At 37.6% G+C, this 16,413-nt stretch carries 16 protein-coding genes, 3 tRNA genes and 1 pseudogene; 10 read left to right on the top strand and 10 right to left on the bottom strand.

Annotated elements, in window-relative coordinates; genetic code table 11:
- Positions 1 to 304 (top strand): IS3 family transposase (locus BTHERMOSOX_RS05925; RefSeq protein WP_138120195.1); only part of this gene is annotated, 304 nt, incomplete at its 5' end.
- A 164-nt stretch (positions 305 to 468) separates the two neighbouring features.
- Here BTHERMOSOX_RS05925 and BTHERMOSOX_RS05920 read toward each other — a convergent pair.
- The 10 genes and pseudogenes from BTHERMOSOX_RS05920 to BTHERMOSOX_RS05875 form a co-directional block, all read right to left on the bottom strand.
- Positions 469 to 615 (bottom strand): annotated as a pseudogene (locus BTHERMOSOX_RS05920) (IS1595-like element ISBaz1 family transposase); the annotation flags it as partial.
- Positions 616 to 792: 177 nt separating this feature from the next.
- Positions 793 to 2,667 (bottom strand): peptidoglycan D,D-transpeptidase FtsI family protein, encoded by a 1,875-nt coding sequence (locus tag BTHERMOSOX_RS05915; RefSeq protein ID WP_138120194.1) that lies wholly within the window; start codon positions 2,665 to 2,667, stop codon positions 793 to 795.
- On the bottom strand, positions 2,664 to 2,957 hold the full coding sequence (locus BTHERMOSOX_RS05910) for a hypothetical protein (RefSeq protein ID WP_138120193.1): 294 nt from the start codon (positions 2,955 to 2,957) through the stop codon (positions 2,664 to 2,666). The genes BTHERMOSOX_RS05915 and BTHERMOSOX_RS05910 overlap by 4 nt, the downstream gene beginning before the upstream one ends.
- Positions 2,954 to 3,883, bottom strand: coding sequence for a 16S rRNA (cytosine(1402)-N(4))-methyltransferase RsmH (gene rsmH, locus BTHERMOSOX_RS05905; RefSeq protein ID WP_138120192.1), 930 nt, complete (start codon positions 3,881 to 3,883; stop codon positions 2,954 to 2,956). Before rsmH ends, BTHERMOSOX_RS05910 begins: the two co-directional genes overlap by 4 nt.
- A complete protein-coding gene (mraZ, locus tag BTHERMOSOX_RS05900; RefSeq protein WP_138120191.1) occupies positions 3,880 to 4,332 on the bottom strand; it encodes a division/cell wall cluster transcriptional repressor MraZ in 453 nt (150 codons plus the stop codon). The genes rsmH and mraZ overlap by 4 nt, the downstream gene beginning before the upstream one ends.
- 371 nt (positions 4,333 to 4,703) lie before the next feature.
- A complete protein-coding gene (gene ppsR, locus BTHERMOSOX_RS05895) occupies positions 4,704 to 5,483 on the bottom strand; it encodes a posphoenolpyruvate synthetase regulatory kinase/phosphorylase PpsR (RefSeq protein WP_138120190.1) in 780 nt (259 codons plus the stop codon).
- 15 nt (positions 5,484 to 5,498) lie between these two features.
- Entirely contained in the window at positions 5,499 to 7,865 is a 2,367-nt protein-coding gene (ppsA, locus tag BTHERMOSOX_RS05890; protein ID WP_428992039.1) for a phosphoenolpyruvate synthase, read from the bottom strand.
- A 30-nt stretch (positions 7,866 to 7,895) separates the two neighbouring features.
- Entirely contained in the window at positions 7,896 to 9,194 is a 1,299-nt protein-coding gene (locus tag BTHERMOSOX_RS05885) for a TRAP transporter large permease (protein WP_138120188.1), read from the bottom strand.
- Positions 9,191 to 9,703, bottom strand: a complete 513-nt coding sequence (locus BTHERMOSOX_RS05880; RefSeq protein WP_171004662.1) for a TRAP transporter small permease — start codon at positions 9,701 to 9,703, stop codon at positions 9,191 to 9,193. The genes BTHERMOSOX_RS05885 and BTHERMOSOX_RS05880 overlap by 4 nt, the downstream gene beginning before the upstream one ends.
- Before the next feature lie 147 nt (positions 9,704 to 9,850).
- Entirely contained in the window at positions 9,851 to 10,849 is a 999-nt protein-coding gene (locus tag BTHERMOSOX_RS05875; protein WP_138120186.1) for a TRAP transporter substrate-binding protein, read from the bottom strand.
- Positions 10,850 to 10,961: 112 nt separating this feature from the next.
- On the opposite strand from BTHERMOSOX_RS05875, the gene BTHERMOSOX_RS05870 reads away from it, so the two are divergent.
- The 9 genes from BTHERMOSOX_RS05870 to BTHERMOSOX_RS05830 all read left to right on the top strand — a co-directional run.
- A complete protein-coding gene (locus tag BTHERMOSOX_RS05870; protein ID WP_138120185.1) occupies positions 10,962 to 11,444 on the top strand; it encodes a hypothetical protein in 483 nt (160 codons plus the stop codon).
- Positions 11,431 to 12,021 (top strand): succinate dehydrogenase/fumarate reductase transmembrane subunit, encoded by a 591-nt coding sequence (locus BTHERMOSOX_RS05865; protein WP_138120184.1) that lies wholly within the window; start codon positions 11,431 to 11,433, stop codon positions 12,019 to 12,021. The genes BTHERMOSOX_RS05870 and BTHERMOSOX_RS05865 overlap by 14 nt, the downstream gene beginning before the upstream one ends.
- 38 nt (positions 12,022 to 12,059) lie before the next feature.
- On the top strand, positions 12,060 to 13,946 hold the full coding sequence (locus tag BTHERMOSOX_RS05860) for a fumarate reductase/succinate dehydrogenase flavoprotein subunit (protein WP_249360616.1): 1,887 nt from the start codon (positions 12,060 to 12,062) through the stop codon (positions 13,944 to 13,946).
- Positions 13,943 to 14,668 carry a succinate dehydrogenase/fumarate reductase iron-sulfur subunit gene (locus tag BTHERMOSOX_RS05855; protein ID WP_138120182.1) on the top strand — a complete coding sequence of 242 codons (726 nt, stop codon included), beginning with the start codon at positions 13,943 to 13,945 and terminating at the stop codon, positions 14,666 to 14,668. The genes BTHERMOSOX_RS05860 and BTHERMOSOX_RS05855 overlap by 4 nt, the downstream gene beginning before the upstream one ends.
- A gap of 33 nt (positions 14,669 to 14,701) precedes the next feature.
- The gene (locus BTHERMOSOX_RS05850) at positions 14,702 to 15,922 is read left to right on the top strand and encodes a malic enzyme-like NAD(P)-binding protein (RefSeq protein ID WP_138120181.1); all 1,221 of its coding nucleotides are present in this window, start codon (positions 14,702 to 14,704) and stop codon (positions 15,920 to 15,922) included.
- Positions 15,923 to 15,993: 71 nt separating this feature from the next.
- Positions 15,994 to 16,078, top strand: a tRNA-Tyr gene (locus tag BTHERMOSOX_RS05845).
- A 16-nt stretch (positions 16,079 to 16,094) separates the two neighbouring features.
- Positions 16,095 to 16,168, top strand: a tRNA-Gly gene (locus tag BTHERMOSOX_RS05840).
- Between the two features lie 13 nt (positions 16,169 to 16,181).
- Positions 16,182 to 16,256: transfer RNA gene (locus tag BTHERMOSOX_RS05835), tRNA-Thr, on the top strand.
- A gap of 35 nt (positions 16,257 to 16,291) precedes the next feature.
- Positions 16,292 to 16,413: GTP-binding protein (locus BTHERMOSOX_RS05830; RefSeq protein WP_249360614.1), on the top strand; the 122-nt coding region annotated here is incomplete at its 3' end.

Here is a 16,413-nt window from a genome sequence, read left to right as displayed (position 1 = left end):
ACACTCTGACCAAGGCTCAACCTACAGAGCTTATGAATACCTTAAGTTATTCAAAGCAAATAACATCACCCAAAGCATGAGCAGAAAAGGTGAATGCCATGATAACGCAGTCGCTGAGAGTTTTTTTAACACCCTAAAAACAGAGTTAATCAATCAGAAAATTTATCAAACTAGGAAACAAGCAAGCAGTGCTATCTTTGAATATATTGAAGTGTTTTATAACAAAATTAGGCGACATTCAACGATTGATTATTACTCGCCTAATGATTATGAAAAGAGGTTTTATCGCAACAATATTCCCTAACTTAACATTAAGCCTTTAAGGCTTAAGTTAGGGCTTGGAACAAGTTCCAAGTTGGGGCTTTGCTCCTTCGTAGCCTGACCTTGGGTGCAAACCTCAAAAAAGATTATTGATACAGAAAAATAATGCGTAAAATATTAGTTTGGTGTCCAGTCAAGTGGGGGGGCTTCAGATAGTTCTACAATTCTAAGCCTAATAGCGGTTAAATATTTGTTGATTGTTTGTCTGCTCAATCCTGTTAACTCCTTGATTTGAACTGCGTTCAAATCAAGAGAAAAATACTTAATTATTTCTCTAAATTTCTTCTCTGAAATACGGGAACGATTTACATACTTATTTTTTTACTTTCATAACGGTACTTTAACATGATTTTAAACATGCTTGGGTTGTCATGACCCATATTAATTATAGCACTGCATAAATTTAAAGAGACATTTGCATAGGAATGCCGCTTCATTAGATATAAAAAACCCATGACGCTATAAAGACTGCTATTCTATCTTTAACTTAATGGCATCATCATTGCTTAAAATACGCTCCATCGTGTCTTTAAACACCATGGCTGCAGAATTCGAGCCTTCGCAACTATTTTTAAGGTCAGGTCTTTTATAAACATAGCATTTTTTAGGATAGTCTAATCTTACTGCCATAATATATTTAGGATTTTTAACGGGTACAAATCCAGTGAAAAAGGTACGCTTAGCACCTTCTTTATGATATTTTCCATTAACCACCATTTCTGCAGTGCCTGTTTTTCCAGCAACATCATAGCCTTTAATGCGCGCTCGATAGCCAGAACCTTTCCAAGAAACGACAGCATTTAATAAGGTTGCAATTTTATCTGTTGCTTGCTTACTAAAAACTTGCGTATTTTGCTCATAGGTTGGCATATTTTTAACCAACTTTAGTGGAGGTACTGCACCACCATTGGCAAACACTAAGTACGCTCTAGCTAATTGTGCTAGATTTGTCTCCATTGGGCCATGGCCAAATGAAAGTGTGCGTTTATCTACTAAGCCCCAAGAAGAGTAATGCCTTAACGAGCCAGAATTTTCAATACTAGGGATCAATCCTAAGGGGTGGCTAAAGCCTAGTTTACTCCAGGTGCTATACATATCTTCTTTGTCAAGGCGCTCGGAAACATTAACTGTACCAAGGTTGTGAGATTTTTGTAGAATTTTTTTAACCGTAATAGCGTCACCATATTTTCTAACTTCTCTATTGGTTTTTAAGTGGCCAATGGATTTGCTTACATCAATTAACTCATTCTCTTCGGCGCTAATTTTTCCTTGATCAAGTGCTAATAGCATAGTGAATGGCTTCATGGTTGAGCCAGGCTCTACTTTGTCTGATAGTACTCGATTACGATAGTGGCTAGGATTGTATAAGTTTTTATCATTTGGATCGTCAGCGGGGTAGTTAACCATAGCAAGCACTTCACCATTAGCCGCTAATATGATGGCGGAACCAGAATCTGCTTCGTGTTTTAAGATAGATTTTTTAATCGCTGCATAAGCATGATATTGAATATCTGTATCAATGGTAAGCTCGATATTTTGCCCATGATTCAAGTCGGTTTTAACTTGAGGGTTGAAATAAGCCTGATCATTTTTAAAATTTAAATAAGCTTTGCCATTTTTTCCAGCTAGTATATTTTCAAATTCACTCTCAATGCCAGATCCGCCTATATTTTTAGCGTTAACTCGACCTAACAATGGCGCCATTGAGGCTGATTTTGGATAATAACGTTGCGTATCTTGTTGCAGTGCAAGTGCTTGTCCTATCCTTTCTTTACGACATTTGGTAATGCTTTTCTTTTCTCCAATAACATTCTGCCATTTGATAGTGTTAAGTGCTTTGTCCACTAGACTTATTTTGCTGGTAATTTGCTTATTTCTACAAACCTCAACTCTTAGTCTTTTTAATGCTTTTAATTTCTCTAAAGAGGGACTGGTTAAAGTTAAATTTTTCTTAATTGGTAGATACCTAGAGCCTATTTTTCTTTTTTTAGCTAGAAGGTCGTTTAATTTTCTCTCATTCATTTCAAGTGCATCTGCTAATTTTGGAATGAAAGCGTCATGGATCAAACTAGGGTCGAGAATTACTTGTTTGAGTAATCGTGAGCTTGCCAATATATTGCCATGTCGATCTAAAATATCCCCCCTTCTGGCAACCTTAGTTTGTGAGTTGTTGGCTTGTTTATAAGCTCTATCTTGAATCGATTGCATTTGATCGTTAATACCTGACACGGAAATAGCGTGATAAGAAAATAGCGTAAATAAGCCAACAAATATAAACTTAACAAAGCCTTGGCGACGCCAGTACCCCTGTACTTTAGCAAATTTTGGTAGTAGTTTAAAGGTCATAATGAAATCCTGCCTTTATACCATTTACCTAAGTCATCCGCCTCAACCTCTTTTAACCCTAGTTTTTGTAATGCAGTTTCTTTAATTTCTTCGCCACTCATTACTTGTGAGTATTCACTTAATAGTTGTTTGTTAAGAGCCACAATCTGGTGATTTTTAATATTTTCACGTTTAATATCTTTATATAGTGTGTAGGCTTGATGATGCCAAGAAACACTCAAAATGCTCAAGCTAATAATACTTCCAAGTAGAATTAAGTTGAATTTAGTTTTGCTAATAAATAGCTTCATAATTGGTTTTTACTCGCAACTCGTAAAATAGCACTACGTGAGCGTTTGTTAAACTCAATTTCTTCTTTACTAGCAAACTGCTTGCCCAAGTCTTTGAATGGCATTTTTTCTATTGCTTGATCAAATATTGGCAAGCCTTTTGGTAGGCTTTTTTGTCTTGAATGTTTTTGAATAAAGCGCTTTACAATGCGATCTTCGATCGAATGAAAGCTAATAATTGATAAGCGACCATCCGCTGCAAGAATTTTTTTTGAATGCTCAAGTGTGTCAGAAAGCTGTTTCAGTTCTTGATTAATGAATATACGTATCGCCTGAAAAGTTCGTGTTGCTGGGTGTTTTTTCGTATATCCTCTAATCACTTCGCTGATAATATTGGCTAATTGTAAGGTTGTTTCTAAAGGTTGCTCCAGTTGAAATCTTTTAATACGACTGGCGATGTGTCGAGACTTTTTCTCATCACCAAACTCATAAATCACGTTGGCAATTTCCTCTTCGCTGGCGCTTGCTAACCATTGGGCGGCACTTAATCCTGAAGTTTGATTCATGCGCATATCTAGCGGACCTTCATTATTAAAGCTAAAGCCCCGGTCTGAATTATCTAGCTGCGGTGAAGAGACGCCTAAATCCATTAGAATGCCGTTTATCTTGCCACTCAAACCCATCTCTTTAATAATGCCATGCATTTGCGCAAAAGGACTGTGAATTAGCGTTAAGCGCGGATCGTTGAATTTATCCTGTGCGTATTCAATTGCACTTAAATCTTGATCAAAAGCAATGAGTTTTGCTTTATCACTAAGCCGATCTAAAATACCTTGAGAATGACCGCCACGGCCGAAAGTGGCATCGATGTAAATACCGTCTTTAATTATATTTAGCGCATCGATTGATTCGTTAAACATCACAGATTGGTGATGGTTAGAAATCATAATGATAGTTGAGCAACCTCGACTGGAATTTCTTCGTGTTTGCTTAGCTCGTCTAAATTGCTAAGTTGTTCATTCCAGGTGTCTTCATCCCATAATTCAAAATTATTACCTTGGCCACTCATGATAATTTTTCTGCTGATTTTTGCATAATCTCTTAACGTACTAGGAATAAGAATACGCGCTGCTTTATCCAGCTCGCAATCTGTTGCATGGCCAATAAGTTTGCGTTTTAAGCGTTTGGTATGAATATTTAAAGATGGTAGGGCGCTAACCTTTTCTTCTAGTGCTTGCCAATCTTTTAAGGGGTACAACAACAAGCAGTTGTCATCTGGGTGAATGCTAAGCACCATTTGTCCTGAGCAAATTTCATCAATTTGCGCTTGGTGACGCGTGGGAACTTTTATTCTTCCCTTTGCGTCAACGGTTAAGCTGTGTACTCCTCTGAACATTTTTCTTGATTATTAAGCAATTAATGCAAATCCTAGTGATGTGATTACTGCTGCTGATGTATAGATAACTGTTTGTAATAAAACGTCCATTTCTCTCTCCCTTAAAGTTGATTGATTTTCATTCTTATAACTCTCCTCAAGTAGTTATAAATAAACATTTTATACCATTTTATACCACTTTTAAACACTTTATTTAAATTTGTCTAAAATGCTTTAGTTAAAAATATTGGAAATAATAGAAATAGCTTTAAATTCAATGTTTATAAGGGGTTTACGGTTATTTTTTCTAGGTTAAATCGCCTAATTTAAGAAAATTAGGCGATTTTAAAAATTTCGGATATTTTAGAATTGAGTTGAATTTAACTATTTTTTTATCTTAAAGATAGTTTGTTGATAATTTTTGCACTAATCTCTTCAATAGAGGTTTGAGTGGTATCAAGAAAGCGGATGTTATTGGTATGATACATATCTTCTGCACGCCTAACTTCACTCTGACATTGTTGCAGTGAAGCATAGTTACTTTTACGCTTGTCTCTAATTTTTTGTAGGCGTATGGGATTAATACTAAGTCCAAACAATTTGTCTTTATATTGTTGCAATATTTCAGGCAATTTTGTATTTTTTAAATCTTGCTCAATTAATGGGTAGTTGGCAGCTTTAATGCCATATTGCAGTGCCATGAAAAGACAACTCGGGGTTTTTCCAGATCTGGAAGCGCCAATCAAAATAATATCTGCCTGATCGTAATATTTTAATCCTAAGCCATCATCACTATTTAAAGAAAAGTTAATGCTGTTAATTCTATCTGTGTAATGATCATTCTGGCTTACCCCATGTGAACGACCAACTGTGTGTGAAGATTTGAGATTAAGTGCATGCTCCATTTTGGAAATAAAAGTATCAAAAAAATCAAAAAAAATGCAATTACTGTCAATAATTAATTGTCTTAAATTTTGATTAATTTGAGTGCTAAATACTAGTACTGGCATGCCTTCTTCAAGCGATGCAGTGTTGATTTTTTTAATAGCTAACTTTGTTTTTTTTAAAGTGTCAACAAAAGGTAAGTGGTTTTTTTCAAATTTTATATCTTCAAATTGACTTAAAAGACTATTGCCAAGTGCTTCTGCAGTAATTCCAGTTCGATCAGAAATAAAAAAATACTTCTGTTATTCATGCTTTCCAAGGTGCATCCAAGTTTCTACGACAGTATCTGGATTAAGGGAAATACTACTGATATTTTGTTTGAGCAGCCATTGTGCCAAATCAGGATGATCGGAAGGCCCTTGGCCACAAATACCAATATACTTATCTTGTTTATGACAAGCTTCAATAGCCATAGAGATTAATCTTTTAACTGCCAAGTTGCGTTCATCAAATCCGTCAGCAACGATACCAGAATCACGATCCATGCCTAAGGTGAGCTGAGTTAAATCATTGGATCCGATAGAGAATCCATCAAAATATTCTAAAAATTCTTCAGCCAATAGGGCATTTGAAGGTAGCTCACACATCATGATAATTCTTAATCCGTTTACACCTCTTTTTAGGTCATTTTCTTTAAGTAGCTGAATAACCTTTGAGGCCTCATCTAAAGTACGCACGAAGGGGATCATAACCTCCACGTTGGTAAAACCCATTTCTTCTCTAACTTTTTTAATGGCTTGACATTCCAGTTCAAAACAAGCTCTGAAGTCTTTAGAGATATATCTTGCTGCGCCACGAAAGCCTATCATTGGATTTTCTTCTTTAGGTTCGTACCGATCTCCAGCAAGTAGATTGGCGTATTCATTGGATTTGAAATCTGACATCCTGATAATAACAGGATGTTTGTCGAAGGCGGATGCAATAGTAGCAATGCCTTCGGTTAGTTTGCTGACGTAAAAATCAATAGGAGATTCATATCCTGCAGATCTTTGCTTTATTTTGGTTTGTAGTTGTTCCGGCAGTTGGTTAAATTCTAATAAAGCTTTAGGATGAATGCCTATGGTAGTATTGATAATAAATTCAAGTCGCGCAAGCCCAACACCAGCATTTGGAATGCTAGCAAAGTCAAAGGCTCTGCCAGGATTGCCAACATTCATCATAATTTTAACGGGTATTTCTGGCAGGGAGGCGATAGAGTGTCGTGCACACTCAAAATCTAATATTCCTTTATACACATAGCCGGTGTCACCTTGGGCGCAAGATGCGGTAATAGGCATCTGGTTGGTGATTTTTTCAGTGGCATTGATAGTGCCAACAATAGCAGGAACGCCTAGCTCTCTAGCAATAATAGCAGCATGACAGGTACGACCGCCACGATTGGTGATAATAGCTGAGGCACGTTTCATTACTGGTTCCCAATCTGGGTCAGTCATATCGGTGACCAGAATATCGCCTTCTTGCACTTGGTCCATTTCAGAAATATTATTAATAATTCGGGCGACACCACTACCAATTTTTTGACCAATAGATCTTCCCTCTATTAACACTTTTCCGGTTTGTATCAGTTGGTAGCGCTCAATAGTGTTGGATGATTTATCCCTACTTTTAACAGTTTCAGGACGCGCCTGAACTATATAAATCTTGTTGTTATTGCCATCAAGTGCCCACTCAATGTCCATTGGTCTAGAATAATGTTGCTCAATAATAATGGCATAACGAGCCAACTCCTCCACTTGCTCATCATTTAAACTGAAACTTTGTTGTTGATCTTTAGGTACGGTTTCTATTGCTACACAGTTTTTTAGATCATCATAGGCATAGACCATTTTTATTTCTTTTGAGCCAATGTTTCGACTTAAGATTGCTTTTTTACCAGCATTAAGACTAGATTTATGCACATAAAATTCGTCAGGATTGACTGAGCCCTGTACAACAGTTTCTCCTAGTCCGTAGGCTGAAGTAATAAATATTACTTCATCAAATCCTGATTCGGTATCCAAGGTAAACATAACACCGCTAGCACCAATGTCACTTCTGATCATTTGTTGTATGCCAGCAGAAAGAGAAACTTGTGAGTGCTCAAACCCTTGGTGAACTCGATAAGAAATGGCCCGATCATTGTAGAGAGATGCGAATACTTTTTTAATGGCGCTTAGTATGTTGCCAATGCCATGTACGTTAAGGTAGGTTTCTTGTTGCCCAGCAAAAGAAGCTTCAGGTAAATCTTCTGCGGTGGCAGAGGAGCGTACTGCAAAGGTTATATTTTCGCCCAGTTCTAGCTCAAGTTGTTGATAACTATGGGTAATTTCATTTAATAATTTATCTGGAAAACTGGATTCTTGTATCCAGTTTCGAATGGTTGAACCCACTTGAGTGAGCGCTTGGATTTGATTCGGATCTAGATTTTCTAGTAGTGAATTAATTTTTTCTTTAAGGTTGTTATAGTTTAAAAACTCCTCAAAAGCATCGGCCGTGGTTGCAAATCCGCCTGGAACTCGGACCCCCTTGTCAGATAAGGCGCTAATCATCTCACCTAAAGAGGCATTTTTCCCACCGACAATTTCAACATCCTTGATGCCAACATTTTTTAACCATATAGTGCGTTTCATTATTTCTCCTCAAGAAAAAAGAACCATTGGTTATCCGCCAACAATTTCAGGCCCCATGAGTAGGGTTGGTAGATAAGTTGATATGGATGGAATAAAGGTAATCATCATTAAAAAGACCAGCATTAGTACCAACCAAGGTAGTGTTGACTTAATGACTTCAATCAGTGGCATGCCAGTAATGCTTGAAGTGACAAATAGATTAAGCCCTACAGGCGGGGTGAGCATGCCAATTTCCATATTGACCACCATCATAATACCAAGGTGAATAGGGTCGATACCCATCTCCATAGCAATAGGAAATAGAATTGGCGCCATGATTAGTAGTACTGCAGAGGGCTCCATAAAATTGCCAGCAATAAGCAATATCAGGTTTACCATAAGCAAGAATCCCCAAATAGGAAGACCGTAAGCAATAATAGTTTCTGCAATTTCATGTGGGATGCGCTCATTTGTCAGTACAAAAGCAAATAGCATGGCGTTAGCAATAATAAACATCAGCATGATTGATGTTTTTGCTGAATCCCTAATCACTAAAGAAATTTCACTGATTTTGATATCTTTATAGACAAAAACACCTAGAATAAAAGCGTAAACGGCAGCAACGGCAGCAGCTTCTGTTGGCGTGAAAATGCCACCATAAATACCACCCATAATAATAACCACCAAAAACAATCCGCCAGACGCCCTGGTAAGCACTTTAACAAAATGCTTAAAACCCTTAAAAGGAACGCTCGGATAACCTTTAGCCCTAGCGGTAAAATAAATGGCAACCATCATCATTGAGCCAATAATTAAACCTGGAATAACACCCGCTAAAAACATTCTACCAACTGAAACTTCAGTAGCTGCTGCATACACCACCATGACAATAGAAGGTGGAATTAGAATGCCCATAGTGCCAGCCGAACTAATCACGCCCGCTGCATAAGATTGTGGATATCCCTCCTTAACCATGCCAGCAATAACAATAGATCCAATAGCAATAACAGTTGCAGGAGAGGAGCCTGAAATAGCGGCAAACATCATGCAAGCTAATACTGATGCCATTGGTAAGCCACCTTTAACCCAGCCAATACTAGCAATAGCGAAATCAACCAAACGTTGTGCAGAGCCTCCTCGTGACAAGAAAGATGAGGCTAGAATGAAAAATGGAATAGCCATCAAGGTGTAATGCTCCATTGCGCCAAATATATGACCTGCAAGGGATGCTAAAGATTCGCTACCAAATAAAACAATAACAGTGACGCTTGATAATCCTAATGAAAAAGCAACAGGAACACCCATGGCCATTAAGCCAAAAAGCATAAAAAATAGGGTGAAAATAATCATTCTTTGTAGTCGTTGAGATGATTTTCAAAATGCATGGTGGCGGTTTTGTTGTTAATCACATCTATCATCACTTCGATTAATCGATAAAACATCAAGGCGAATCCTAGTGGCAAAATAATTTTTGCTTGCCACTCTAAAACGGGCAAGTCTTCCATTTCAATTTCAATTTCTTTAAGTAGCGATATATATTCATAACTACCCATAAACATAATAACAACAAAAGCCATACAAGCCGTGATAGCAAATAGAGTGATTATTTTTCGATTTTTTTCAGAAAATAAATTCACCACACTGTCTACTGCAATATGCGCACCACATTTAATAATATAAGAGGCGCCTAAGAGTACTAGCCAGGCAAATAGATAGGTGGTGACTTCGAGTGCCCAGACTACGCCAGAATTAAAAACATAGCGAGCAACCACTTGTGAAAAAGTGAGTAACGTCATTGAGGCTAGCAGAAAAGTAATTAGCCATTCTTCAAGTTGATTGATAAATTTAGAAATTTTCATGAGTAAAAACCTTTGCATAATGATGAATAGTAGAATCTACAAGGCGATTTGAAAGCGCTTGAGATTAAGTAAAAAATCGTATTATTCATCATTATGAAAAAATTTCTATAAAAAGTGCAACTCGAAAGCTGCACTTTTAAGGTTATCTTAGTTTTGTGCGTTGCACTGCTGTACTGCGGCAATGTTATCTTTGCCAACTTGATCTTCAAATTGAGACCAAACAGGTTTCATTGCAGTAACCCATTGTTGTTTTTGAGAAGCTGTTAATGTATGAATGTTAGTCTTACCAGAATCGGCAACCGTCTTCATATCTTTAACCGCTGCATCTAATGCAAACTGAGTTACTTCAGTAGTAACTTCTTTGATAATTTGATCTAACTGCATGCGAATGTCAGTAGGCAAACTATTCCAGAAGCGCTTGTTGGTAACTAAAGCATATTCTAAGACGCCATGATTAGAGATGGTGGTATCTTTTTGAACTTCAAAGAATTTCTTTGAACGAATATTTGACCAAGTATTTTCTTGGCCGTCAATAACGCCTGTTGCTAGTGCATTGTAAACTTCAGAGAAGGCCATTTTTTGAGGATTGGCGTCTACTGCTTCAAACTGGGCTTTAAGTACGTCCGAGCTCATGATTCTAAATTTAAGACCTTTTGCGTCTTCAGGAACAATTAATGGTGTATTGGCAGAAATTTGCTTCATGCCGTTAAGCCAATAACCCAAGCCTTTAATGCCTTTTCTTTCTGCAGCACCCAATAAAGCTTGACCCTTAGGTGAGTCGGTAAAACAGTTTAAAGCTTGCGGATTTTTAAATAAGAAAGGTAAGTCAAATAATGCCCATTTTTTGGTGTACTTGCTAAATTTAGACAGTGAAGGTGCAGCTAATTGAACGTCGCCTAATAGTAGTGCTTTTAATACAGCCTTATCACCGTATAGTTGTGAGCTTGGGTAAACCTCAACACGGACTTTGCCAGCCAAGCGTTCATCGACTAGTTTCTTAAACAGCATAGCACCCTTACCTTTTGGTGTTGCTTCAGTAGTTACGTGTGAAAATTTAATCACAATTTCTTTGGCGCTGACAACGGGTGATGTTAATAGTCCCATGGCAACAATTGTTGCTGCAATTAATTTTGTATTTTTTTTCATATTTTCTTCCTCAAGAGTTTAATTATTTATTGTTGTTTTGCTTGCAATGTAGCATTCAACATGAGGTAGAATATTCTTAATTTTACGAAATGTCAATAGTTTTCTTGGGGATATGAAATATCATTTAATTCATAAAGATTCAATCTGTACTATACTTGATAAAGCGCGTCAATATCGCTCGTTGCGTGAGCCTGACTTGGCGATTAGTATCTGTATTGATGTGTTTGCAGTTGACGGGGAAAATCAAGAGGCTTTGGTTATCTATATTCTGGCGTTAACAGACCAGTATTCTCATCAGCACGGCAAGGTTCAGCCGAAAAAAATCATTGAAGCTATTGCCAAGCTTAAGTCAGAATTTCACCGTATTTATTACACTGGTATTTTTCTTGAACGCAAGGCTAGAGCGCTTCTTAAAAATCCTATGTCACATTCATTTGCCTATGGAGGATTAATGGAGGCCATTGAAAAATACGAAGCCTCTGAAAAAATGGCACCTTCACATTGTTCAGATCCAATTTTGCGTTATAACAGTTGTTTGAGAACGATAGAAAAAGAGAATTTACAGCCTAGGTCAGAATTTGATGAACTTTACTAATTCAGTTGTAGGTAAAAAATGGATGGCGATTGCTGGCCTGGTATGGTTTAGCTATATTATTTTTCATATGATTAGTTTGTTGATTTTTCATCAGGGTGAGCAATCATTTAATAGCTTCTATCAGCAATTAAATCAACATAGCCTGTATCAAATTATGGTTGTTTTTTTGGTAATGCTATTTAGCTTTCATGTGGTTACGGCAGTTGTTCGTCAAATTGCCAATAATAAAAGTAAAGGTCGTGGATATAAAAAAAGCTATCCACATGAGATTCCACGAGTAGCCACTTGGAGTGGCGCAAGTATTTTATTTATCTTTATTATTGTTCATGTTGTCCAACTAAAGCTATTTGTTAATGATCATTGGTATCAAATTACTGTTGAATTATTATCACAACCCTTGATGCTGGCTTTTTACTTGCTTGGCGTATTAACTTTGAGTGTGCATTTGCATCATGGTTTGAGTAATGTATTGCAAACCCTAGGTATAACTCAGCGGTCGTATCATTATTTGGCTATTTCAATTTCCTTGATATTGTTTGTAGGATTTTTATCAATTTTGGCGAGTGTCGCATTGTGAGTATTTTGAATGCAAAAGAGCCAATTGGACCATTAGAGATGCGCTGGAAAAAGCATTTATTTGACTTGGCTTTAGTAGCGCCACAAAATCGCAATAAACACAAAATTATTGTCATTGGTACAGGTTTGGCTGGCGCATCTTTATGTGCAACTTTGGGCGAAGCTGGATACAGAGTTAGCTCATTTTGTTTTCAAGATTCTCCAAGACGTGCGCATTCAATTGCAGCTCAAGGTGGTATTAATGCCACTAAAAATTATCAAAATGATGGCGATAGTGTTTGGCGTTTGTTTTACGATACTATTAAAGGCGGTGATTTTAGAGCCAGAGAATCTAACGTCTATCGTTTAGCTGAACTTAGTGCTAATATTATTGATCAAGCAGTCGCACAAGGTGTGCCATTTGCACGTGAATATAGTGGCTATTTGGCCAATCGTTCGTTTGGTGGTACGCAAGTGTCACGCACTTTTTATGCACGTAGTCAAACAGGTCAGCAGTTGTTGTTGGGTGCTTATGGCGCTATGAGTAGGCAAGTAGAATCAGGTCAAGTTACACATCATTCGCGTACTGAAATGCTAGAAATAATTACCATTGATGGCAAGGCTCGTGGTGTTGTTGTGCGCGATTTAATCAGTGGTGAGCTTAGTACGCATTTGGCTGATTGTGTGGTGTTGTGTACCGGTGGCTATTCAAATGCTTATTATTTATCTACCAATGCTAAGGGTTGTAACACCTCTGCCACGTGGCGTGCTTTTAAACAGGGGGCTTATTTTGCCAATCCTGGTTTTACTCAAATTCATCCAACTTGTATTCCGCCAACAGGAGAAAATCAGTCAAAACTTACTTTAATGAGTGAATCTCTGCGTAATGACGGACGTATTTGGGCGCCAAAAAATAAAGCTGATTGCAAGAAAAATCCAAAAGATATTAAAGAAGAAGATCGAGATTATTTTCTTGAGCGGCTATATCCCGCCTTCGCTAATTTGGTGCCACGCGATGTAGCTTCACGTGCTGTTAAACATATTTGTGACGAAGGTTATGGTGTAGGCGTCAAAATCCATAATCAGCGTTTGGGCGTGTATCTAGACTTTTCTAATGTAATTGAAAAAATTGGCCTAGAGGCAGTTGAAGAAAAATACGGTAATTTGTTTGAAATGTACGAGCGAATTACAGATGAAAACCCCTGTGAAACGCCGATGAAAATCTATCCAGCGCCACATTATTCAATGGGCGGGCTTTGGGTTGATTATAACTTAATGACTACATTGGATGGTTTGTTTGCAGCAGGAGAGGCAAATTTTTCTGACCATGGTGCCAACCGATTAGGCGCTTCAGCACTAATGCAAGGTTTGGCAGATGGCTACTTTATTTTGCCACAAACCATTGCAAATTATTTAGCTAGAAATACATTCGATGATATTGATGAAAATCATGATCAAGTGCAAGTAGCATTGAGCTCGGTTAAAAATAGAATTGATCAACTTATGCAAGCACCTGATGCGCAACATTCGCCAGAATATTTCCACCAAAAATTAGGGAAAATTTTGTGGGAGTCTTGTGGCATGTCCAGAGAGAGAGGTAAGCTTGAACAAGCAATTGTTGAGCTTAATGATCTAAAGTGTGAGTTTTGGCAAAAAATTAAAGTCACTGGTATTGATAAGGATCTTAATCAAACCTTGGAACGAGCAGGACGAATGGCTGATTTTATTGAGTTGGGCGAGTTAATGTGTAAGGATGCATTAAAGCGCGAAGAGTCTTGTGGTGCGCATGCGCGTGAGGAATATTTATCTAGTGGTGGCGAGGCTAAGCGTGATGACGAAAACTTCTCTTTTGTGTCAGCTTGGGAATATCACAAAGAGGGTGCTAAATTACATGAAGAGCATTTACACTTTGAATTTATTAAGCCAACAGTAAGGAATTATAAATGATCTTTACTTTGCATATTTGGCGACAAAAAAGCCCTCAAGTTGGGGGTAGTTTTTCAACCTATATAATTAATAACATTGATGGCGATACCTCATTTTTAGAAATGCTAGATCAGCTTAATGAGCAATTAATTCATCAAAATGAAGATTGCATTGTGTTTGATTATGATTGTCGAGAAGGTATTTGTGGCGCCTGTTCATTGGTAATTAATGGCTATCCACATGGCGAAAAAACCGCCACAACCACGTGTCAGTTATACATGCGTGAATACAAAAATGAAACAGAATTATGGATCGAGCCATGGCGTGCTAATAGCTTTGCGGTGCTTAAGGATTTAACCGTTGATCGATCTGCATTTGACCGAATTATTCAATCAGGCGGTTATGTCTCTGTGCATACTGGATCAGCGCCAGAGGCTAATAATATTTTGGTGGAAAAAAATACTGCTGATGAAGCATTCAGTGCTGCAGAGTGTATTGGCTGTGGTGCGTGTGTTGCAGTATGTCCGAATGCTAGCGCAAGCTTATTTGTTGCGGCTAAAATTTCACATCTAATGTTACTACCTCAAGGTGAAATAGAAAGTAATGGGCGTGCGCACAATATGATGATGCAGATGCAAGATGAAGGTTTTGGTAGTTGTTCAAATCATCGGTATTGTGAGCGAGTTTGCCCAAAAGGAATCTCATTACAAAATATTACAAGAATGAACAATATTCTTGGATAATAACTTAAATATATAAAAAAAATAAGAAAAAATATGAGTTCAAATTTACGTCAAGCCGCTCTAGATTATCATCAAGGTGATCGACCTGGAAAGTTAATTGTTTCATCGCACAAATCTTTAGAAACAAAAGAGGATTTATCTTTGGCTTATACGCCAGGTGTAGCTGAGCCGGTACGAGCAATTGCTGAAAATCCAGAATTAGTTAATAACTACACCATTAAAAATAATTTAGTGGCAGTTATTACCGATGGCTCTGCAGTGTTAGGCTTAGGCAATGTTGGGCCGTTAGCAGCCAAACCGGTTATGGAGGGCAAGGCTGTTTTATTTAAAAAATTTGCTGATGTAGATGTATTTGATATTGAGGTCGATACTCAAGATGTAGAGGAATTTATCAATACTGTTAAAAATATTGCACCAACTTTTGGCGGCATTAATTTAGAAGATATTTCTGCACCACGCTGTTTTGAAATCGAACAGCGTTTAATTGAAATGTTAGACATTCCTGTGTTCCATGATGATCAACATGGTACTGCCATTATTATTGCAGCAGGCCTATTAAACTCAATTGAAATTCAAGGTAAAGATATTAAAACTACAAAGTTAGTTTGCTTAGGTGCTGGGTCTGCAGGCATTGCTACACTTGGGTTGTTATGTGAATTAGGGCTTAATAAAGATAATATTTTATTGGTCGATAGGGAAGGCGTTATTACTAAAGATCTTCAAAATGTTAGCAAGGTCAAAGCGCAATATGCAGTAAAAACAGATAAAAAAACGTTAGCAGATGCTATGCAAGATGCAGATATTTTTATTGGTGTTGCTGCAGCAAATCTAGTCTCTAAAGAAATGGTTAAGTCGATGGCTGACAATCCTATTGTGTTTGCTTTGTCAAATCCTGATCCAGAAATTTCACCTGCAAATGCTAATGCAGTGCGTGATGATTTAATTATGGCAACAGGGCGTAGTGATTATCCAAATCAAGTTAATAATGTTTTAGGATTTCCGTTTATTTTCAGAGGTGCGTTAGATGCTAAAGCCAGTGAAATTAATATGCAAATGAAAATTGCTGCTGTGCATGCATTAAAAGATTTGGCCAAATTAGAAGTGCCAAAAGATGTTTTAAAAGCCTACAATACCGACTCTATCAGCTTTGGAAAGGATTATATTATTCCAAAACCTTTTGATAAAAGACTAATTGATGTCGTGCCAAAAGCTGTTTTTGATGCGGCAATTTCAAGCGGCGTTTCACGACTTTAAAAAAACTCATAAAAACTTCAAAATAGCGCTTGCAAAGACAAAGTAGCTATGGGATAATTCAAGATTGTTTTGGTGAGATTTACGAGTGGTTAAAGTATGTGGATTGTAAATCCATCGCCTCCGGCTTCGAAGGTTCGAATCCTTCTCTCACCACCATAAACAAAAAAGATTTGCGGGTATCGTATATTGGTATTACCTTGGCCTTCCAAGCCAATGAGGCGAGTTCGATTCTCGTTACCCGCTCCAAGTGCAAGGTTGTGCTCACCTAGCTCAGGGGTAGAGCACTTCCTTGGTAAGGAAGAGGTCGGCGGTTCAAATCCGCTGGTGAGCTCCAAAAATTAATAAGATCTAAACAACGAGGAAGTTAAAATGGCAAAGGAAAAATTTGAAAGAACCAAACCCCATGTAAACGTTGGCACAATTGGCCACGTTGACCATGGTAAGACAACCCTAACTGCAGCAATTACTAAAGTAATGGCTGAAGCTAACGG

The organism is Bathymodiolus heckerae thiotrophic gill symbiont (genome assembly GCF_900128515.1).
Taxonomy (GTDB): domain Bacteria; phylum Pseudomonadota; class Gammaproteobacteria; order PS1; family Pseudothioglobaceae; genus Thioglobus_A.
Note: the sequence above shows the minus strand (reverse complement) of the source record. Positions and strands in the feature narration are given on the sequence as shown.